Consider the following 18,987-nt stretch of genomic DNA (forward strand, 5'->3'; position numbering starts at 1 on the left):
AGTGAATTCACCCGTCAGCAGTTAGCAGTCTGTTGTCAGTTGTCATTGGGTATTTGTAGGTGCTAATAACTAACAGCTCATAACGAATAACAAAGCACAAATTACCAATGACCACCAATTCCCGATTACCGAAGTGTATTTCATCCCTATCAACTACTTTCTTCCTCCATTTCCGAATGATATCTGGGACACAACCAATTGCTGGGTACCAAAGAAGGCCATCCCTCCCGTAGCGCTTCCAAACAAACAGCTCGCACAGTTAATTGACAGTCAAGCAGTTCTACCCCAGCTTTTTCAACTTGCTTTTTGCCAATTCTTAAAATAGATTCATCGCTAAATTCAAAGGTTTTGTGACACTGAATGCAAACCAGGTGGTGGTGGTGGTGCAATTCGGGAAAATTCAGTTCGTAATGTTTGTGTCCTTCTGCTAATTCTAGTTCACGCAAAATTCCTATCCTTGCTAATAAATGCAGCGTTCTGTAGACAGTAGACAAGCCTATTCGTTCTCCTTGATTCTGCAAAGTCTTGTATAATTCTTCCGCACTTAAATGATTGCCTTGTGGCAGATTTTGAAAAACACTCAAAATAGTTTCTCGCTGGGGAGTCAGGCGGCAGCCTCTTTGGTTGAGTTCGACCTTGAGTGAGTTAGCACTGTATAAATTCATGTCGGAAAAAATAAATAAGTTGAGCGAGGATTGTCATGGATTATCTGTTATTTATTCGTGCTATTTTTTAGATTCTCCTAAAGTATATTTTCCGTGATAATCCATATAAATCTAGACTCCCCCTTTAGTCCAGGGTAAGGTGCTAGCCACCTATCCCCCTTGCTAAAAGTGGAATTAAAAAAGTTGTTTTCGGTATTTCTTCGTAATTTTTGTGAAGTTGAGAGCAATGTTGCGGATAAGCATTGGTAAAACAAGTCTTAGGTTCAAAGTCAGTGCAACCGATCGCATCTTCAGTACAAGCAACGCACGGGCGCACTGTAAATGTGAGGCGGTAGTCCTTAGTAAAAAAATCCCAATAACAAGGAAAAGGAATTGGATACAAGCGCTTGATTTGATGGACTCCTTCTGGCAATGTTACGGACAGACTCCACAAAAATAATCAAAGTGGCAATACATAACTATTAGAAAAAGACAGTCATAAACCACCCAAATACATAGCTTTGGCCACCAACAAGAAGGTAGCGACACCCAGCAAAACTAGGCGGATGCCCAAGATGGTGGTCATTTTGTCTGCGTCTTCCCATGTGTAGCCAAAAAAATAAGTTCTTGCTTCGAGGGTTGCTGGCGCTTTGAGCGAGTGAAAGATGTCGCCGAAGCAGAGAAAGGCTGAGCTGATTAGCTGAATCGCCCTAACGGCGAAGTACGGATCAGTATCGCCAATTTTGCCTCCTGCACCGCCGCCCCAGCCGAGTCTGGCTAGGTTTGGCAACAGGATTAAGCCTTATTCGTACATGGGCAATTCTGGGTTAAAGCGGGAAAGCTCTAATAGGGTATAGGCTCCCGCCCAGAAGACGATGAGGCCGGCGTGGGCGACGTGGGTACCTAGCAAACGGCCGGAAGGTTGATTAAGCGGGCGTTGCCGACCCACGAGGGAAATGATTTTCCTTCGGCTGGGAAGGATTTTTTTGCCATGCTGGTCACGGCGATTTACCTCTTGAGAAAGATGCCAGGGGAGTTTTAAGCGATCGCAGGTTATTGATATAGATAATCAACAATTTTAGTAGTTTCGTCAAGGGGTATTTGAGAAAAATTTTCACTGATTTGAGTTCAGGTATGTAAATCAGTAGGAAAAAAGCTCGTTATATCACGGTTATGACTGTTTTTGGCGCTTGAGCGGAGTTTGGCTTCTAGTTAGCAAAAATAGCAGATCAAGGAATATCTCAAAATTTATTGATAAATAATATTATTAAAGAGTATTATGGCTAGAGTATTGTTTAAGTAGGTATCCCATCCTCTCGGAAAAGACAAGGTGGAAAAAGAAATCCGGTACTTTCCTATGGACAAGCTTCTCTAAAAGTATGGTTAGAGGGGGGCGCGGGATTGTTTTTTTCCGAATCAAGAGAGTTAATGCCTACTTGTTGACATATTCATCTCAAACTCCAAACAACCAAGCCTGAGAGCAAATGCTCTCAGGCTTTTCTAGCGGGATTTTTAACTGCTTGTTGCATTTGGCGCGCTAGCTCACGCAGAGGATTTGGTTTCTTCAGCTACTTGCTCGTTGTTGGGCAACTCCAGGCAATAACCAGCCCCGTATACGGTTTTGATGTACCGAGGATGTCGGGGATCGGGTTCCATCTTGGTTCTCAGGTGTCTGATGTGTACACGAATAGTTTCGATGTCGTCGTCGGGGTCGTAACCCCACACTTCTTTGAGAATTTCGCTGGGAGAGACTGTCTGACCGTGGCGCTGAAGCAAGCAGTGCAGCAACTCAAACTCTAGGTGGGTCAGTTTGACGGTCATATCGTACCAAACAGCTTCAAACCTTTCGGGGACAAGGGTCAGCGGGCCGTAATTCAGGATTTCGGAGTGTTTGGCAGCTTGGGGGATGCGGTCTGTGCGCCTTAGTAGAGCTCGCACTCGGGCTAGCATCTCTTCTAGTTCAAAGGGTTTGGTCAGGTAGTCATCGGCGCCGGAGTTGAAGCCTTCTACTTTGTCTTGAGTTTGACTTAAGGCGGTCAACATCAAGACGGGAATGTCTGAGGTGCGCTCGTCACGCCGCAAACGCTGACATACGGTGAATCCGTCTACTCTAGGCAGCATGAGGTCTAGCATGATCAGGTCGGGGAGCAGTTGTATTGCTAGTGCCTGACCTTTGATGCCGTCTTCTGCCTGGGTGACTTCGTAGCCAGCCATTTCTAGGTTGACTGCTACGAGTTCGGCGATCGCCGCGTCATCATCAATAACAAGTATCCGAGGCATCATTATTTATCTCACCGCTAACCGAATGGCAGATCCTACAGCCTTCTGGGGGTTCCAGGTAACTTTAACGAACAATTTTTTAATTTTAAGCTTCATTAAGGATGATAAGGTTGATTAAGAACTCTCGGGGCTCTGTAAATATTCTTGTACTTATTATAAGCCCTAAGAGCGCATATCAGAAAACTGTTTGTCCCAAATCTTGCTGGGGGCAGATTCTTGGTCGGGAAGAACAGCCTTAACTTTTGCAGCCTGCGCCTGGGGCTTCACAGGATCGCCCTAACGGTAGTCCGCGTTTTCCATAACCCTGTTAACCGTTAACTGTAATTTTTTTAAGTTAGTTAATTTTGCTGATAAAATTTTGGTATTTTTTGAGGGTGTATGGCTTGCTTTGTTGGGGAATTGACGGTATTATTAAATAATATCAATACAAATATTTATAAAAAACTAAACTAGATTAACATCTTTAAATCATATGATATAAAAGTCAAATAATCAATCCCGCAACCTGACAATTTTTGGGCAATTTTTTGCCTGGTTGGCTAATTTTTTTCTCGGCCTGGAATCAGCAAAACAATCGATAACAACTGCTTGCATACCTACTGAGGGCGAGTTTCCGATCGAGCTGGCTGAGTATTTTGCTTGGGAAGAGTGGCCTGAGAGCCTAATTTTTGGAAATAAAGACTGCTGATGGTGGCTAAAAATATTGTGTAAGCGGCTGCTTGGACGAGATAAAGTCGATCTCTGTATCCAAAAAGTGCTTTGAGAATCACTCCTGGAAATTGTCGATCGGGCAAAATTTCTGCTGCATTCCACACCATAGGCCCTAAAATACAAGAGTGGAGTGGTGCCAGGCGATCGTAATAAACACAAATCCCTGCATATTTGCTATTCATCTGTGACAAAATGCCAGCGGCTTGGTCAAAATGTTTGAGTGCAGATACTGCCAAACCTGCCACGATTAACAGCAACAAAATCCCCATAAACTTGAAAAATAGGCGGATGTCAATTGTTACGCCCCACTTGAACAGTAGCGCGCCAATGATTGCCGCCCCAGTCAAACCGCCCAAAGCTCCCAAAGCAGGAGTGAAACCTTGTTGAAATTGAGCGGTGACAAATATAACTGTTTCAAAACCTTCGCGCAGTACCGCAATAAAAATTAAGCCAAATACGCCCCAGCCGGCATTGCTATTTTCTGTCAAAGCTGCTGTAACTGCTCCTTCAACTTCTGCTTTGAGAAAGCGAGCTTGCTGAGTCATCCAAATTAGCATCCAGCTTAGCATTGCGATCGCCACAATGCCCAACACGCCCTCTAATAGCTGTTTAATTACTGGTGCGTAAGGCTGCTCGGATGTTGATAGTGCTGCGAGCAATCCATTGAATAAAATACCCACAAAACCGCTAGCACCAATGCCGGCTGCAACACCTGCATAAACCCAAGAATTGAGGTGACTTTGCTCGGCTTTTTTGAGGCAAGCTAGTACAATTCCGATGACTAAGGCGGCTTCTACGCCTTCGCGCAGGGTAATTACAAAAGTTGGTATGGCTTCACTAAAATTCATTTTTTATAATCATGGCGCATGGGTATGGGGGATTGGTCATTGGTGATTGGAAATAACCAATAACCAATAACCCATAACAATTAACTAATGATTAAATCAACTATAATCCCGCAGCATTTTTTTCAGTTCTACTTGGTGCAATTCTTCTTGTCCAATTAGATTGCGGGCATATTCTTCCAAATAAACGCTGGAGTTTGTCACGACTTCAAGTAAAGATTTATACTTTTTGAGGGCTTTTTTCTCGTGATTTAAACTTTCTTCTAACAAGTCTTTCACCGAGTGTTTGTAGGTTTCTTCGATGGGAGCAATTTTCTGACTGGGATGCCCCTCTAAACCGGTGAGAATTTCTCCTGCTTGTTGGGCGTGGAGTAGAGATTCCGTTGCTTGTGCTTTAAAAAACTGCACGATGGGAATCCGGTTTGGCCCTGTCACCATTAGTGAATAGTGGGTATAGCGCACGACACCTGCAAGTTCCCATTCCATGATGGTGCATAGCAGTTCCTGGGTTTTTTTCTCGTCAAGTTCTTTCATTTGTTGTTTTAGAGGTAGAATGCCTTAGAGGGCGCTGTTTATAATATCACATTTAAGTTAAAAATGAAAAGTAAGGTGCGGATGGCGCACCTTACCGGATATAGATGTTATATGTGAGTTAGGGGTTAACTTCTAAGGTTCCAGTAGGAGCAAACACTACAGTAAACTTAGCGACTGGTGCTGCATTGTTGCTGCTAGTTTCGGGAGATTGGAGGAGATTTGGCAAAGGAGTTTCTTGGGTGTAATCCTTGGCTGGTTGATTGAGTGGCTCGAAATTGCCGATCGCCCCATCTTGACTTGTACTGACTCGATAGACTAGATTTTGATTGAACGTAGGGCTAGTTTGCCAACTTCGATCGATGCGATCGTAGACTTTTAGAGCTAACTCATCTAGTTTTACGGCAGCCGTAATTTCTGCTGTCTGATTTGTTCCATCTACCCCCTAAACTTTCTGCTGGGCTGCTGATACAGGTACAGCTTGGACAGTCTTATCTGTAGGGCTACTCGCAATAGCCGTTTCAGTAGACGTATTAGTGAAACGTACAACGTATGGACACTTGTCAGGCAAATTTTTGGGGTTGTCAACAGCTAAACTGGAATTATTTGCAGCCGGAAGCGGACTGTTAGTCGCAATAGCTGGTTAGGCCACCCCCTTAGCAACAGCATTAGCGGGATTTTGCTCTTCGATTGTCAAAGACTTGACAGGAAAACCGCGAAACTTTTCTTTTTGGCTAACGCGCCGCAGCATCTCACTTTTGCAGCCAAGCTAAAAATTGGAGTTTTGATGCAGGAGGCAGGAGGGAGGATGCAGGAGGGAAGAGGAAGAAGAAAGGAGCCAGAAGAAGTGTTTTTACAAATATGATATGCTCCCTAACGCGCCACATTGCGATGGGAAAAGTCAATCGATTTTTGATTTTTGATTTTTGATTATAGCATTGACCCCACGGATAAATTCTGGGGGCAAGTTTCATCGGACACAGGTTTTTTATTTCTCCACGGATGAATCCGGGGGCTTGTATCCTGGATGCTTTCGGTCACAAATTTAATGTAAGTTATTCTCAAGAGTGGGAATAAAACCAATTAGGGATTTTCAGTTTTTTCTTGATATTTTTTTTAAATTCTTGCTTGAGCTTGGTGGTAAATACATTTGGCAGATGAATCTGTAAACAAACATTGATCGTTCTTATCAAAAAGCTTGAATGTGGGGGTGTTCGGTAAAATATCCGAATAATTCTTCAGGATTATTTAATGTTGCATTTTTCATCCTCAAAACTTTGGCTGTGAAGCCCGAATCTATGTCAAATCAGCGATCGACCGCCGCAAATCCCCCGATCGCTCGATCGCATTAATGCCCCCAGAGGGGGTTTTAAATTTTTGTAAAAAATAGTTGACTAAAGAGTTGGAAGTTCTCTCGTTTGGGATAGATCGATGCACATACCTGATGGTTTCCTTTCACCGCCAGTAGCCATTGCCACCGGCATAGCAAGCGCAGCAGTAATTGCAGTTGCCCTAAATCGAACCCGCGCCAGTCTTGGACTTCGACAAGCCCCAATCATGGGCTTAACCACAGCTTTCGTGTTTGCAGCTCAGATGATCAACTTTCCCGTAGCCGGGGGCACCAGCGGCCACTTGTTGGGAGGAGCGCTCGCATCCGTCGTTTTGGGGAACCCTTGGGCGGCAACTTTAGCGATGAGCACAGTTTTTATAATTCAGAGCGTCTTGTTTGCCGACGGGGGCATCACCGCCTTGGGAGCCAATATTTTTAACATGGGGCTAGTTGGCATTTGGGTTGGCTGGTGGCTGTTGCAGCCATTGCAGCAACTTTTGGGAGGTTCCAGAAATCGTTTGCCCCTAGCCGCGGGCATCGCCGCTGGCCTCAGCGTCGTGGCTGCTTCGATTAGTGTGGCGATCCAATTGGCAATTTCTGGTACAGTAGGGCTCAATATCGCATTGCCAGCAATGGTAGGCGTACATATTTTAATTGGGATTGGCGAAGGGGTAATTACAGGCGGCGTTTTAACTTATCTCGTCAAAGTGCGGCCGGATTTACTGCCGGGACAACAGCCACAATTGCAGAAATGGGTAGTGCCAGTAATCGGAGTTTTATTAATTTCCGGGGTGCTTTCACTGTTCGCTTCAAGTTGGCCTGACGGGTTAGAAGCGGTAGCCGAAAAATACGGATTTAAAGATAAAGAAGCTGTGGCGATCGAAAATCCCACTCCTTTAGCAGATTACACAGTTAAAGGATTAGAAGAACAGCCTATTGGTACTAGCATTGCTGGACTTTTAGGGTCTGCCTTCAGCTTCGGCGCGGCTTTTGGGATTGCTCAGTTGGTGGTAAAACCTAAAGATGTCTAAACTCTCCATACCTTTTCGATTGCGAGTGTCTCTCACAATTGTGATTGGCATGGGTTTTCTGAAGACAGGCGCTTGGCTGTGGCTGGGAATTTATGGGGCGATCGCACTTTTGTGGTCATTTCGGCTCAGGGCTCCGGTACGAACCCTAGCGCAACTGTTGGGAGCAGAATTGGTTTTTCTCTCCTTATTAGTGCTACCCCAAGGTTGGGAACGCGCCAGTTTTTTGTTGCTGCGTTCCCTAATTTGCCTGCTAATTATGAACAGTTTTCTGCTAACTTTGCCACCCCACAGTTTCGGAATCGCCCTCAAAGGATTACCCCTACCAGCAGGTTTGCAAGAGATTGTACTTTTAACAGGACAATACTTAGAAATCCTGCTGGCCGAAGTCAACCGCATGAAAATATCTGCCCAACTCCGGGGCTTGTCCGGTACGGGAGGATGGCTGCGTTACGCCAGTGCTTCCATGATCGGAGCGCTTTATTTGCGAAGTCTCGATCGGGCCGAAAGAGTACACGCAGCCATGCTAATTCGCGGCTATAAAGGAAGTTTGCCCTCCGACTCAAAATCGACACCTAAAGAGCGACTCTGGCTGACATTAGCAATTTTCATAGCAGCCGGATTAACAACAGCTTCTTACGGTAATTGGGAATGGGTAATTGGGAAGGGGTAATTAACGGGTTCCCAAGCTCTGCCTGGGAACCGATGTCCAGAGGATCTGCCTCGCTTCTTGCGGAGGAAAATTGGAGGCAGACCCGACCGATCTGCGTTCCCAGGCTCTTCCTGGGAACAAGCTGAATTATGCCATCAAAAATCTACAATCTAAAATCGGATGACTAATCTCAAATCCGCACCAACAATCGAAGTGCAAGACTTAGTATTTGGCTATCCCGATCAAAAGCCAGTATTGCGGGGAATTTCTTTTAGTTTGCAACCGGGAGAAAGAGTTGCTCTACTCGGTCTGACCGGTGCTGGTAAAAGCACTTTGCTCGAAAACTTGATCGGATTAAAAATGCCTCAATCGGGCGAGATTAGAGTGCAGGGAAAAAAGTTGGAAGAGGCGACGTTATCGCAGGCGCGCAGGCAGATTGGATTTTGCTTTCAAGATGCTAACGACCAGCTATTTATGCCGACTATTTTAGAGGATGTCATGTTCGGTCCCCGCAATTACGGAGTGCCACCCGGAGTTGCGCGCGATCGAGCTTTAGCCCTATTAGACGAATTTGGTTTAGTAGAATTTGCCAACCGTTCGGCCCACGAACTTTCGGGAGGTCAAAGAAGATTAGCAGCCTTGGCAGCAATTTTAGCATTAGAGCCGGCAATTTTAATCTTAGACGAGCCGACGAACGGACTCGATCCCTCGTGGCGGCGTCATTTGGCTAAGGTTTTGTCCCAATTGCCGATCGAGGTAATTTTGATCGCGTCCCACAATTTAAATTGGATCGGGAAAACAACTCAAAGGGCTTTAGTTTTGGCGGATGGTGAGATTAAAATTGACAGAAAAACCAAAGATTTGCTGGCAGATAAATCAACTCTCGAATATTACAATTTGCCACCAGATTGGTAAGTAACTATTGACACTTACTCATTACATAAAGCAATCATTACTAATTACAAGCGATGGTAACGATGCGGTGGCAATCACAGGCAATGTATATCTGTAATTAAAGCTCGAACTTACGGACTGCTTCATTGTACAAATGAATAGCTAAATCGCGCAAAATTTGCTCATTTTGGAACTCACTTCCTAACTTCTGTTTTGCCATTTGAACACACATTTTCATCAATTCTGACGAACTTTCGAGGTGAAGTGCGATCGCACTTTGGTTTTGTTGAAACCCGACCTCGATTTCCGCCAGCATTTTGATCGATTGATAATTAGCAGATTGTTGTAAATTGGCCGCCATTTTTTCCTGCTTTTTTCTTTGGACTTCCTCGGAAAAACCCGCAGCAATGAGCCCCGCAGGTAACGCAAAAATTCCGATTCCCAAAAATGCTAATATTGCGCCTAAAAATTTACCTAAAGGAGTGATTGGATAAATATCACCGTAACCGACAGTAGTTAATGTCACCACTCCCCACCACATTGCATCGAGGATGCTCGCAAAAGTTTCTGGATGCGCCTCGTTTTCAACAAAATACATGACGCTAGAGGCAAATATTAACAGAATAAAAACTGCAAATGCAGTGGCAATTAACTCCTCTTTTTTAGCGTACAATACTGCTCCCAGAGTTCTGAGCGATTCTGAATAACGGCTCATTTTTAGCAACCGCAATAAGCGCAGTAGGCGAATCAAATTAACGAAGCTTAAATTAGGAAATAACAGCAATGAGTAAAAGGGTAGGATTGAAATTAAATCGATCAGACTTAGCGGTGTAAGACCGTATCTCAATCTTCCCCAAAGCGCGTGGCTGTATCTGCTATCGACTGTACAAACCCACAGCCTCAAAAGATATTCAATTGTAAATACTAAGGATGAAACAATTTCGATATTTTCCAAGATTAACTTTTGTTCTAGCGACAATGTGGGCGAAGTAGAAGCAATAAAAGCTGCGACGTTAATCACAATTAAACAAGTTATAAAAATATCGTCTCCTAAACTGTATAAATTGCCCACCTCGGATTTTTCTAAAATTTCATAAATTTGAGTTTTGATTTTTTTTTGCATCTGATTTTTAAAAAAAATTAGCAAGTAGCGCTCGATCTTTACTACAGTATAAGCAATTATATTCAAAACAATAAGCAAGACTTGCCTTACGGCTAAAAATCTGGTTTCTTGAGAGAGGCCTCGTTGCGAAACTCAATATTGATCGTGGAAACTGGGTTGTTTGGGGCAACGGCGTTCTACTAAAATTTAGAGTTAATCTGAAAATAATTTCCAACTATTACTGGGTTTGCAGGCAAAAATCATGAAGGTAGCCGTATTCAGCACCAAATCCTACGATCGCACATTCCTGGAAGCAGCGAATGTCGGCGGCAAACACGATTTAGTTTTTTTTGAACCCCGTCTGAACCTGGAAACCAGCGTTTTGGCTGCGGGATTTCCGGCAGTCTGCGCGTTCGTGAACGACTCCTTGGACGCGAAAACGCTGCTTAGCATTGCCGAAAAAGGCGTCCGCTTGCTGGCCCTGAGATCCGCAGGATTCAATCACGTCGATTTAGCAGCAGCGAAGGATTTAAATCTAACTCTCCTCCGAGTTCCTGCTTATTCTCCCTACGCCGTCGCCGAACACGCAGTCGCTTTGATTTTGTCTCTAAACCGCAGAATCCACCGGGCCTACAACCGCGTCCGCGAAGGCAATTTCGCCCTAGACGGCCTGTTGGGTTTTGACCTCCACGGCAAAACGGTGGGAATCGTCGGAACAGGCAGAATTGGCGCAATTACTGCCCAAATTCTGCACGGATTCGGGTGTCGCCTGCTGGGATACGATGTTTACCAAAACCCAGATTGCCTCGCCATAGGCATGGAATACGTCGCACTCCCGGAACTATTCGCCGCCTCTGATATTGTCAGTCTCCACTGTCCGCTGATACCGGAAACTTACCATTTGATCGGTGCAGAGGCGATCGAGCAAATGAAACCGGGGATGATGCTGATCAATACCAGCCGCGGTCAGTTGATTGACACTAAAGCTGTCACCAAAGCACTGAAGTCTGGTATAATTGGCTACCTCGGCTTAGATGTTTACGAACAAGAGACGGATCTGTTTTTTGAGGATTTATCCAATCACGTTATTCAAGACGACGTTTTTCAGCGTTTGCTGACTTTTCCCAACGTCCTGATTACCGGACACCAAGCTTTTTTCACCGAGGAAGCTTTGAAAAATATCGCCGAAACCACGATCAGCAATATCACCGACTTTGAACAAGGACGCCCTTGCCCGAATCAAATCGACCTCGATCAAGTGAAAAAATGAGTCAAAAGACCGATTTGGCAGCGAAGGCAATTGTTTAAAATCAAGTCATATCGTTATTTTTGCTTGCAATTTGTGAAACTCTGCCTTAGTCTCATCAATTAGTCCCTGCAGCGCGGATGCTGTGCTAATTGCCGGAGAATTATACTGGCAGCAATTCACAGCCTGCAATTTTACCTGACAACGGAGGAAGTATTCAATGACACAAGCTAACTTTTCGGACGAGACACAAACAATCACTGAAGTCGTGACAGTAGATCTGGTTGAGGACAAACCGGGGGTCATGACTACAGTGACAACCACAGAAACAACGGCCAGCCAGTTCCAAGATATTAAAGACCAAGTTATTACAATTTTGTCGGAACTTCCAGCCTATCTATCCAATTTTTTTGCTGACTACCAAAAGCCCCTCATAACAGTTGGTTTAATCCTGGCAGGCGGTATTAGTATTAAGGTAATGCTGGGAGTTTTAGGTGCTCTTAATGATGTCCCTTTGGTAGCTCCAATTTTTGAGTTGATTGGCATGGGATATACGGGTTGGTTTGTTTACCGCTATCTGCTCAAGGCTTCTAACCGCCAAGAGTTGTTAACGGAAATTGATTCTTTAAAAGAACAAGTTGTAGGTAAAGATTCTTAAAGAGATGTTGAAGGAAGAGGGAAGTTCGGCAACGGATTCGATCGACGGATGTAACGGATGTCAGGAAAAAGGAAGAAAGAGGGTTTTTCCCACTCTCCCATCTCCTTCCTAATCTCCACTCCTCCCTCTCCTCCCTCTCCGTCTCTCCAACTCTCCCGCTCTCAATTTGGATGGCAAACTTGTTGTAAAGTGGCGGTAAAGTCGGGGTAGGAAATAGCAGCAGCTTCTGCCCGGTGAATGTTAGTAATACCTGTGGCGTTGAGGGCTGCGATCGCCAAACTCATCGCTATTCTGTGGTCGGTGTAGCTGTCAACATCCGCGCCGGTCAAAGGAGTTCCCCCGGTAATTTCTAAACCGTCGGGTAACTCGGAAATTTGGGCTCCCATGCGGTTGAGTTCTGCAGCAGTCACGGCTAGCCGATCGCTCTCTTTGACCCGCAACTCGGCCGCATCTCGAATTATTGTAGTACCCGACGCAAAGATCGCCGCTACTGCCAAAATCGGGATTTCGTCAATCAGTCGGGGAATTAAGTCGCCCGCAATGGTGCATCCCCGCAATTGGCCGGAACTGCGAACCAAAATATCCGCTACCGGTTCCCCGGCCGCCTCTCGCTGATTTTGCAGTTCAATGTCGGCCCCCATCATTTCCAAAGCTTCCAAAATGCCTGTACGAGTTGGGTTGACGCCGACATTTTCGACTACGAGCTCCGAACCCGGGACGATCGCCCCAGCAACTAGCCAAAATGCCGCCGAACTAATATCTCCCGGTACAATCACATTCTGCCCTTGCAGTTGTGTCGGCCCAGTGACTGTCACGCTACAAGTTTCTGGATCGACGCTCAATTGGGCTCCAAACGCTCGCAGCATCCGCTCGCTGTGATCCCGCGACAGAGCGGGTTCTGTGACTGTAGTTTCTCCGCTTGCCATCAAACCGGCGAGCAAAATGCAAGATTTAACTTGAGCCGAGGCGATCGGAGAATGGTAGTGAATCGGTTTTAACTGCTGTCCGAGTATCGCTAAGGGAGCTAAAGAATTACTTTTTCGGCCCCAAATTTGCGCTCCCATTTGTTGCAGCGGTTTAATGACGCGCGACATCGGGCGCGATCGCAGAGAACTGTCACCCGTTACCGCATAAAAACGCCCCGGATGAGAAGCTAAAATTCCCAACATCAGCCGCATCGTCGTGCCGGAATTGCCAGCGTCCAAGACTTCTACAGGCTCCTCTAACTCGCCAATTCCGACGCCCCTGACTGTCACCCGTTCCGCGTTGAGTTCAGAAACTTTGGCTCCCAGGAGCGAGAAACATTTAGCCGTGCTGCGGGGGTCTTCCCCTAGGAGTAGTCCCTCAATAGTAGTTTCACCTTGGGCGATCGCACCCAACATCAAAGCTCGGTGAGAAATCGACTTATCGCCCGGAACTCTAATCCTCCCCACCAGTGATAAGCCCGAAGCAGGTTTTTGAATGCTTAAAGTTTGGCTTTTGTCAAGAAGCGTAGTAGTTATAATGTCAGCTTGCATTGAGATAAACTAGGATTGGATGGCGTTAGCTATCCTACCTTTTTCCCAGCCCTAAGTCAGTCGTCTTTTGTACGGCCTGCGGGTTTTTTCCCAATGTGTCCGGTTAACTTAAAAGCTGATAAAACTCGCCCGGAGACTCCGCTGTCAGTTCTCGATGACACAGGAGTACGGACGCAACGGCACGGATTTTACATTAATTTCACCAATATTATCCGTGTATCTGCTTAGATTTCATCTCCAGCTCTGAGTTATCGACCAGATGATTGAATTGTGACTAAACAATTTTAGATTTTCGATTGCGAGTTGTAGATTTTTCATTTTGTTAAGCAAAAGCTCCGGAATTTGGAACCCAGCCAATCTAAAGTCTAAAGTCTAAAATCTCAAATCTCAAACTGCCCGATCCACAACAACTCCTAAACTTTTATTTATGCTGACCCATCACCGCAAGCCTGTAAGTTTATCCCTGGTATCCACAGATTTACCTTTGTGGTCAGTTGTTGAAACCGCTGCTACGCTTTATCAAAAAGACCGGGAGCGTTTTCACTTGTTGTTGCACGAACCAGCAATAATCGATCGCGAATTTTCCGACGGTTCCGACAAATCTGCCGAGCAAGTTACAATCTTACCCCCAACTACAAAACCCCGGTTGCTCTGGCTAGAAGTTTCGCCCTATCGAGTCATTATGACGATGCAAGGAAACGGCAAATACAGTTACCGCCACTGCTGGGAACGAGGAATGTACGGGCTGAGCCGTTATTGGCTTCAGGGCGAATCGCTGGCGACTCCCGAACAGTTGCGACTCCGTAACTTCACTCGCAACTTGACGCTGACAGGAAAGCCGGAACCGGATCACCTGCGGTTAGAATACGAGTTGTGGTCGGAGAAAGTACAACTCGGTCGCTATATTTTGAATCTAGAAATTCATCACTAAATTAGGTAATTGCAAAGGGGTAGATAGTAGGTGAAGGCGACGCATTCCTCCAATTCATTCACCCCCCGTGGGTTGTTGGAGTTCGCGTGGCCATCTCATAACTCAAAATTATTAGCCTTTAGCGATCGCCCTTACAATAATTAATCAGTTTGCTAGTCAAAGCGTCTTGATTTGCGGCTGCTTGATTCGCCTGTTGGCCGGCTCTAATGATATCTGCTTGAGCGGTTTGGATTTGCTCTCGACCTTCTATACTTGTAGAAGCGAGATTTCCAGCCTGAAGGCTTTTGCTTATGTCGCCGAGTGCTTGACTAATTTCCTGGAAGGATTTAACCGATGGCGCCTGAATTTCTTTGAGGGTTGGATCTGTTATTCGCAGATCCTCAAGTTCATTCGCTATCAGGTTCAAATTTTTAGCTAAGTTGTCGGTCGTTGCAGCATCGTTGCTGTCTTTATCCACATCAATGAGAGCGTTGCCTTTGTTGACAATTTCAGTAAATTTAGTACACTGGACAGCTCGGCTATCGCTGCAACTAATCGTCAGCGTACAGCAAGCAACAACTATCAGCAGGATGGCAATCTGTTTGCGAAAAAAGTACATGAACCCTCGGTTGCAAAAAAAAGTAGATTCTGGGATGGTGTAGTAGAGTGCGTCAGCGATTAGCCGATATATCGACTGTCGAAAAACTTTTCCGGCATTCAGACACGCTCTACTAAGCTAAACTACGTACCTGTTTAGGAACTATGGTCAAAAACAGCAATAACCTAAAGAAGGGAAGCATTTGGGGATATCTTACCCTGCTTTTGCCTATTTCCTTGACGGCGGTTGCCAGTTTCGAGTCGGGAACGATGTTTTGGGCGATCGCCACCACAGCGGGCATTGCTTGGGCTTGGAGGCTCTACCAGCAGCAACAAAAACACAAACTCGCTCATTTAGACTCGGTTTTCTACAAGTTAATCAAGGAAAATCAAGGGCGAGTTACGGCTTTGGATTTGGCGATGAATGCAAAACTCCCCGGAGAAAAGGTTCAAGAGTATCTCGACGAACGAGCCTCTGAGTTTGCAGCGGATTTTGAAGTGACAGAACAAGGCGGAATTTTGTATTATTTTCAAATAGCTCCACCTGTCAATCAAAGCGAAACAGCTAATGCGGGAATAGCTGTTCAAGAGCCTCCCACAAATCGGGAAAAAGCACAAGATAAAAAACCAAATTTATTCCCCATTACTCAAACCAAGACTCCTCAAAAGCCCAAAATCTCTTTTACCCAAACGGAACTCTCCCGCAGATTCAAAGTTCACGCAACTACGATCGGCAAGTGGAAACTTAAGCCAGAGTTTGCTCAGTGGAGTCGCGAAAAAGACCCGGAGGCGATCGCCTGGGAATATTCTACAGAAAACAAGCGATTTTATCCCAAAGATTGAGGTATTGACTAATTGACTGGTTTGGGTTATCTTCAGTGAAAGTAGAAGTTTTTTTGAAATTAAAGGCCAAGCAAATGCAGCAGCACCAGAACCGAGAACAGCTCCCGCTCGACCGGATATTTCTGGGAAATTGTCTGGAACTGCTGAGCAGCTTGCCCGATGAATGCGTTGATTTAGTAGTATCCTCTCCTCCCTACAATTTGGGCAAGGAATACGAGACCAAGCAAGCTCTCAATATTTATTTAGAAGAACAGAGAATTGTGCTGCAAGAGTGCAGCCGAATTCTCAAAAAATCAGGTTCGCTGTTCTGGCAAGTCGGTGCTTTCTCCGATCGGGGTATGCTAATTCCGCTCGATATTCGCTTCTTCCCAATTCTAGAATCTTGCGGGTTAATTCCTCGGAATCGAATAATCTGGGGGAGACAGCACGGTTTGCACGGCAGAAAGAAATTCTCATGCCGTCACGAGACAATTCTTTGGTTTACTAAATCCGATGAATATATATTTAACTTAGACGATATTAGAGTACCGCAAAAGTATCAAAATAAGAAACATTACCGGGGTTCTCGCAAAGGCGAACTTTCATGCAATCCTGACGGGAAAAACCCCGGCGACATTTGGATGTTCCGCAACGTCAAACACAACCACGAAGAACAAACTATACATCCCTGTCAATTTCCCGAAGACTTAATAGCTAGAATTGTCTTGACTACAACCGTGAAAGGTAATGTTGTTCTCGATCCTTATATGGGTTCGGGTACGGCGGCCGTTGTAGCTAAAAACTGCGATCGGCATTTTATCGGTGCAGAATTGGATCTAAAATATTATCAAGTTGCGCTGCGTCGTTTAAGCGGGGAACCGGACGAGCGCGGCTATTTCCCCAACTTAAAAACTCTGCGGGACTATGTAGAAAAAACCGGACAGCCAATTGAAGCATTTCGGTTTGACGTACAAGTAGGTAAAAAACCAACAGAACGCAGCAAAGCAAAAATATATCCCGAAGAGTATCACTTAGAAGAAATGGAGAAACGCTTGCTCTATGAGGAAGCTGCTTTTGCTGCGGGTATTCGCGGAAAAGCTCCACCAGTAGACCTCAAGCTAAATGGCAACGGTAAGAAAACGCTGAATTCTACTAAAATTGGAGAGCAATTAGAACTTGAGCTGTGGAGCTAGTATATCCTTTTTCACATAATCCGAATAGAACTGCGACTGCGGGGCGAAGGCCCGGAAATTATTTGACATTCACACTCTTGCTGAGTTACTATTGTCCTTGATGTTTGAGCGCTGTAAACAGTCAATTTTGCAGGTACTGTTGTATTCCTTTGCTTGAATAAACCAACTATTCTGAGCGGTACATTAAATAGATAGGCCGATAATACTGTTAACTGGTTCACAGCTTGCTCGTAGTAAAGGCTGCTATTAGCAGCAGGAAACATTTGCGATCTTGTAACTATAATAACAACCCTAACGGGCTGTCCTGTGAGAGGCGTGTTAGTGTTGAAAAACAATTGCGATCGCACGGTATTGTTTAATAGAAATGAATAGTGAGAAAACTGAACTTCTACAATCGCACCATTCGAGCCAAAGTCAACATCTGTTCCCAAAAATTGATATATCGGCGGAATCGGGATTCTCGCTTGCCATCCAAGTTTGACCAACTCAGTTTTGATGTATTCATTTGTTGCTACAGGATCGAAAACTGGATTGCCCACAACTCCAGCTTGGCCTGAAGGTTTTATGTGCAGTGGCATAGCAGCAAGTACGCTGCTGATTTGGTTCCATTCCGCGCTACAGTAGTTACTGATGACAGTGCTTGCCCCATTGAAATCCGTAAATTCAATCAAAATAGCAGATCCTCCTTTCTCCTATGTCCAAAACAACCTTGCGAGTAGTCGCCCGCCTCGCTGCCTTTCCCGACAAAGTAGCAGAACTTAAATCTCTGCTGCTGAGCATTATAGATCCCACTCGCAAAGAAAAAGGCTGCATCAAATACGAACTCCTGCAAAATCAAGCCGATCCCACAGATTTTACCTTCGTTGAAGAGTGGGAAAGTGCAGATTTGCTCGAACTACATCTCGGTTCAACTCACATTCAAGACGCTGTGCAGAAATTAGACGGTTTGGCCGTTGGGCCTCCAGATATCCGCCGCTATGAATTGCTAGCTTAATCGGGTTTTTATAGCAATTTTATTAATGTTTGTGAAATAGCTTCGACCCCCCTAGCCCGCCTTATAGCAATCCTAAATCATTTGTGAATTTCTTACTCCCTCCCTTTGGTAAGGGGAGGGTTGGGCTGGGGTAAAAAAATTACGACTCCTGCAAGGATTGCTATAGTAAGGGGGAGAAAAGTTTAGGTTAAATTGAAGCACAGCTAAAAAAAAACATGACATTAGCAACAATAAAACAGTTATTTATTTATCCAATTAAAGGGCTGACACCGCAAGAAATGTCGGAGTTTGCTTTAACAGCCGGGCACGGAATTAAGGGCGATCGAGCTTTTGCCTTAATGTTTGCAGATAATATTGAAGCTGCAAAGATGCCCGCAGATAATGTGCCTTGGATGAGCAAAAAAAATTTTGCCGTTCAAAACGATTGGCCTCTGTTAGCAGCTTTGGAATGTGATTATCAACCGGAAACGACGGTTTTAACAGTCAAGCGTCAAGGATTTGAAGTGTTATCCGCAGAAACGAACACAGCAGCGGGACGCGATCGCATCGGCGCTTTTTTCACAGAATATCTGGCGGCAATTGAACCCACAAAAGAAGCGAGACACCCGCAGTTTGCACCTTTGCAATTAGTCGGCGACAGCAGCGGCGAAACTCGTTATCCCGATCGAGAACCCGTACACATCTCTTTACTCAGTCAAGCCACATTAGACCAATTAACAGAAATCGCTCTTCAAAACATTGACGTGGGCCGATTTCGCCCCAACATTGTGCTAGAAGGTATGGCAGCTTGGTCAGAATTTGAGTTGATCGGAAAACACTTTCAATTAGGCACGGCGCGCATAGAAGTTACAGCACGAATCGGTCGCTGTGTCAATATAGAAGTGAATCCAGAAACAGGCGATCGGGATATTTCCCTACTCAGTTTACTCCAAAAGGAATTCGGTCACGCACAAACAGGAGTTTTAGCCAAAATTATCAACAGCGGCACAGTTAAAATCGGCGATGTTTTGACTTCTTATTAATAAAAACCAAC

At 45.1% G+C, this 18,987-nt stretch carries 20 protein-coding genes and 1 pseudogene; 11 read left to right on the forward strand and 10 right to left on the reverse strand.

All coding sequences use genetic code 11. From position 1 onward, the window contains the following. Window positions 1-149: 149 nt before the first annotated feature. From QUA25_RS00760 to QUA25_RS00785, 6 genes and pseudogenes are all read right to left on the reverse strand, one after another. Window positions 150-665, reverse strand: a complete 516-nt coding sequence (locus tag QUA25_RS00760; RefSeq protein WP_333034803.1) for a transcriptional repressor — start codon at window positions 663-665, stop codon at window positions 150-152. 142 nt (window positions 666-807) lie between these two features. After that, on the reverse strand, window positions 808-1,077 hold the full coding sequence (locus tag QUA25_RS00765) for a hypothetical protein (protein WP_333034805.1): 270 nt from the start codon (window positions 1,075-1,077) through the stop codon (window positions 808-810). Window positions 1,078-1,140: 63 nt separating this feature from the next. After that, window positions 1,141-1,593, reverse strand: a pseudogene (locus QUA25_RS00770) (hypothetical protein). A 593-nt stretch (window positions 1,594-2,186) separates the two neighbouring features. Beyond that, window positions 2,187-2,924 carry a response regulator transcription factor gene (locus tag QUA25_RS00775; protein ID WP_333034951.1) on the reverse strand — a complete coding sequence of 246 codons (738 nt, stop codon included), beginning with the start codon at window positions 2,922-2,924 and terminating at the stop codon, window positions 2,187-2,189. A 596-nt stretch (window positions 2,925-3,520) separates the two neighbouring features. Continuing rightward, window positions 3,521-4,483, reverse strand: coding sequence for an FTR1 family protein (locus tag QUA25_RS00780; RefSeq protein ID WP_333034806.1), 963 nt, complete (start codon window positions 4,481-4,483; stop codon window positions 3,521-3,523). A gap of 96 nt (window positions 4,484-4,579) precedes the next feature. Further along, on the reverse strand, window positions 4,580-5,014 hold the full coding sequence (locus QUA25_RS00785; RefSeq protein WP_333034807.1) for a ferritin-like domain-containing protein: 435 nt from the start codon (window positions 5,012-5,014) through the stop codon (window positions 4,580-4,582). 1,199 nt (window positions 5,015-6,213) lie between these two features. On the opposite strand from QUA25_RS00785, the gene QUA25_RS00790 reads away from it, so the two are divergent. The 4 genes from QUA25_RS00790 to QUA25_RS00805 all read left to right on the forward strand — a co-directional run bounded on the left by QUA25_RS00790 (window position 6,214) and on the right by QUA25_RS00805 (window position 8,936). Beyond that, the gene (locus QUA25_RS00790; RefSeq protein ID WP_333034808.1) at window positions 6,214-6,363 is read left to right on the forward strand and encodes a hypothetical protein; all 150 of its coding nucleotides are present in this window, start codon (window positions 6,214-6,216) and stop codon (window positions 6,361-6,363) included. Window positions 6,364-6,442: 79 nt separating this feature from the next. Beyond that, window positions 6,443-7,372, forward strand: coding sequence for an energy-coupling factor ABC transporter permease (locus QUA25_RS00795; protein ID WP_333034810.1), 930 nt, complete (start codon window positions 6,443-6,445; stop codon window positions 7,370-7,372). Beyond that, window positions 7,365-8,042 (forward strand): energy-coupling factor transporter transmembrane protein EcfT, encoded by a 678-nt coding sequence (locus QUA25_RS00800; protein ID WP_333034812.1) that lies wholly within the window; start codon window positions 7,365-7,367, stop codon window positions 8,040-8,042. Before QUA25_RS00795 ends, QUA25_RS00800 begins: the two co-directional genes overlap by 8 nt. A 159-nt stretch (window positions 8,043-8,201) precedes the next feature. Further along, window positions 8,202-8,936 (forward strand): ABC transporter ATP-binding protein, encoded by a 735-nt coding sequence (locus QUA25_RS00805; RefSeq protein WP_333034814.1) that lies wholly within the window; start codon window positions 8,202-8,204, stop codon window positions 8,934-8,936. 97 nt (window positions 8,937-9,033) lie between these two features. Here the strand turns inward: QUA25_RS00805 and QUA25_RS00810 are convergent, their stop codons facing one another. Next, a complete protein-coding gene (locus QUA25_RS00810) occupies window positions 9,034-10,038 on the reverse strand; it encodes an ion transporter (RefSeq protein ID WP_333034816.1) in 1,005 nt (334 codons plus the stop codon). A gap of 241 nt (window positions 10,039-10,279) precedes the next feature. On the opposite strand from QUA25_RS00810, the gene QUA25_RS00815 reads away from it, so the two are divergent. Together QUA25_RS00815 and QUA25_RS00820 are read left to right on the forward strand one after the other, a co-directional pair. Further along, window positions 10,280-11,287, forward strand: coding sequence for a 2-hydroxyacid dehydrogenase (locus QUA25_RS00815; RefSeq protein ID WP_333034818.1), 1,008 nt, complete (start codon window positions 10,280-10,282; stop codon window positions 11,285-11,287). Between the two features lie 196 nt (window positions 11,288-11,483). Beyond that, window positions 11,484-11,921 carry a CAAD domain-containing protein gene (locus QUA25_RS00820; RefSeq protein WP_333034820.1) on the forward strand — a complete coding sequence of 146 codons (438 nt, stop codon included), beginning with the start codon at window positions 11,484-11,486 and terminating at the stop codon, window positions 11,919-11,921. Between the two features lie 161 nt (window positions 11,922-12,082). Here the strand turns inward: QUA25_RS00820 and aroA are convergent, their stop codons facing one another. Further along, complete coding sequence (gene aroA, locus QUA25_RS00825) at window positions 12,083-13,438, reverse strand: 3-phosphoshikimate 1-carboxyvinyltransferase (RefSeq protein ID WP_333034821.1); 1,356 nt, start codon at window positions 13,436-13,438, stop codon at window positions 12,083-12,085. Between the two features lie 427 nt (window positions 13,439-13,865). Here aroA and QUA25_RS00830 point away from each other — a divergent pair, with 427 nt between their 5' ends. Continuing rightward, a complete protein-coding gene (locus tag QUA25_RS00830; RefSeq protein WP_333034823.1) occupies window positions 13,866-14,369 on the forward strand; it encodes a hypothetical protein in 504 nt (167 codons plus the stop codon). 118 nt (window positions 14,370-14,487) lie between these two features. Here QUA25_RS00830 and QUA25_RS00835 read toward each other — a convergent pair whose 3' ends face one another. Further along, the gene (locus tag QUA25_RS00835; protein WP_333034824.1) at window positions 14,488-14,967 is read right to left on the reverse strand and encodes a hypothetical protein; all 480 of its coding nucleotides are present in this window, start codon (window positions 14,965-14,967) and stop codon (window positions 14,488-14,490) included. Between the two features lie 143 nt (window positions 14,968-15,110). Between QUA25_RS00835 and QUA25_RS00840 the strand changes: the two genes are divergently transcribed. Both QUA25_RS00840 and QUA25_RS00845 read left to right on the forward strand, forming a co-directional pair. Beyond that, complete coding sequence (locus QUA25_RS00840) at window positions 15,111-15,788, forward strand: hypothetical protein (RefSeq protein ID WP_333034825.1); 678 nt, start codon at window positions 15,111-15,113, stop codon at window positions 15,786-15,788. Between the two features lie 35 nt (window positions 15,789-15,823). Beyond that, entirely contained in the window at window positions 15,824-16,960 is a 1,137-nt protein-coding gene (locus tag QUA25_RS00845) for a DNA methyltransferase (protein WP_333034826.1), read from the forward strand. Between the two features lie 11 nt (window positions 16,961-16,971). Here the strand turns inward: QUA25_RS00845 and QUA25_RS00850 are convergent, their stop codons facing one another. Then, window positions 16,972-17,631 (reverse strand): hypothetical protein, encoded by a 660-nt coding sequence (locus QUA25_RS00850; RefSeq protein ID WP_333034828.1) that lies wholly within the window; start codon window positions 17,629-17,631, stop codon window positions 16,972-16,974. Between the two features lie 23 nt (window positions 17,632-17,654). Here QUA25_RS00850 and QUA25_RS00855 point away from each other — a divergent pair, with 23 nt between their 5' ends. Together QUA25_RS00855 and QUA25_RS00860 are read left to right on the forward strand one after the other, a co-directional pair. Next, complete coding sequence (locus QUA25_RS00855; protein WP_333034830.1) at window positions 17,655-17,954, forward strand: putative quinol monooxygenase; 300 nt, start codon at window positions 17,655-17,657, stop codon at window positions 17,952-17,954. Between the two features lie 215 nt (window positions 17,955-18,169). Beyond that, window positions 18,170-18,976, forward strand: coding sequence for an MOSC domain-containing protein (locus QUA25_RS00860; RefSeq protein ID WP_333034832.1), 807 nt, complete (start codon window positions 18,170-18,172; stop codon window positions 18,974-18,976). Window positions 18,977-18,987: the final 11 nt, after the last annotated feature.

The organism is Microcoleus sp. Pol17C6, assembly GCF_036701145.1.
Classification (GTDB): Bacteria; Cyanobacteriota; Cyanobacteriia; order Cyanobacteriales; family Microcoleaceae; genus Microcoleus.

What these genes read in the sequence shown, in the direction of transcription:
- QUA25_RS00760 (WP_333034803.1), bottom strand. Translation starts at nt 665, where the DNA reads ATGAATTTATACAGTGCTAACTCACTCAAGGTCGAACTCAACCAAAGA.
- QUA25_RS00790 (WP_333034808.1), top strand. Translation starts at nt 6,214, where the DNA reads ATGTGGGGGTGTTCGGTAAAATATCCGAATAATTCTTCAGGATTATTT.
- QUA25_RS00810 (WP_333034816.1), bottom strand. Translation starts at nt 10,038, where the DNA reads ATGCAAAAAAAAATCAAAACTCAAATTTATGAAATTTTAGAAAAATCC.
- QUA25_RS00780 (WP_333034806.1), bottom strand. Translation starts at nt 4,483, where the DNA reads ATGAATTTTAGTGAAGCCATACCAACTTTTGTAATTACCCTGCGCGAA.
- QUA25_RS00775 (WP_333034951.1), bottom strand. Translation starts at nt 2,924, where the DNA reads ATGCCTCGGATACTTGTTATTGATGATGACGCGGCGATCGCCGAACTC.
- QUA25_RS00785 (WP_333034807.1), bottom strand. Translation starts at nt 5,014, where the DNA reads ATGAAAGAACTTGACGAGAAAAAAACCCAGGAACTGCTATGCACCATC.
- QUA25_RS00830 (WP_333034823.1), top strand. Translation starts at nt 13,866, where the DNA reads ATGCTGACCCATCACCGCAAGCCTGTAAGTTTATCCCTGGTATCCACA.
- QUA25_RS00840 (WP_333034825.1), top strand. Translation starts at nt 15,111, where the DNA reads ATGGTCAAAAACAGCAATAACCTAAAGAAGGGAAGCATTTGGGGATAT.
- QUA25_RS00805 (WP_333034814.1), top strand. Translation starts at nt 8,202, where the DNA reads ATGACTAATCTCAAATCCGCACCAACAATCGAAGTGCAAGACTTAGTA.
- aroA (WP_333034821.1), bottom strand. Translation starts at nt 13,438, where the DNA reads ATGCAAGCTGACATTATAACTACTACGCTTCTTGACAAAAGCCAAACT.
- QUA25_RS00820 (WP_333034820.1), top strand. Translation starts at nt 11,484, where the DNA reads ATGACACAAGCTAACTTTTCGGACGAGACACAAACAATCACTGAAGTC.
- QUA25_RS00860 (WP_333034832.1), top strand. Translation starts at nt 18,170, where the DNA reads ATGACATTAGCAACAATAAAACAGTTATTTATTTATCCAATTAAAGGG.
- QUA25_RS00855 (WP_333034830.1), top strand. Translation starts at nt 17,655, where the DNA reads ATGTCCAAAACAACCTTGCGAGTAGTCGCCCGCCTCGCTGCCTTTCCC.
- QUA25_RS00795 (WP_333034810.1), top strand. Translation starts at nt 6,443, where the DNA reads ATGCACATACCTGATGGTTTCCTTTCACCGCCAGTAGCCATTGCCACC.
- QUA25_RS00835 (WP_333034824.1), bottom strand. Translation starts at nt 14,967, where the DNA reads ATGTACTTTTTTCGCAAACAGATTGCCATCCTGCTGATAGTTGTTGCT.
- QUA25_RS00815 (WP_333034818.1), top strand. Translation starts at nt 10,280, where the DNA reads ATGAAGGTAGCCGTATTCAGCACCAAATCCTACGATCGCACATTCCTG.
- QUA25_RS00800 (WP_333034812.1), top strand. Translation starts at nt 7,365, where the DNA reads ATGTCTAAACTCTCCATACCTTTTCGATTGCGAGTGTCTCTCACAATT.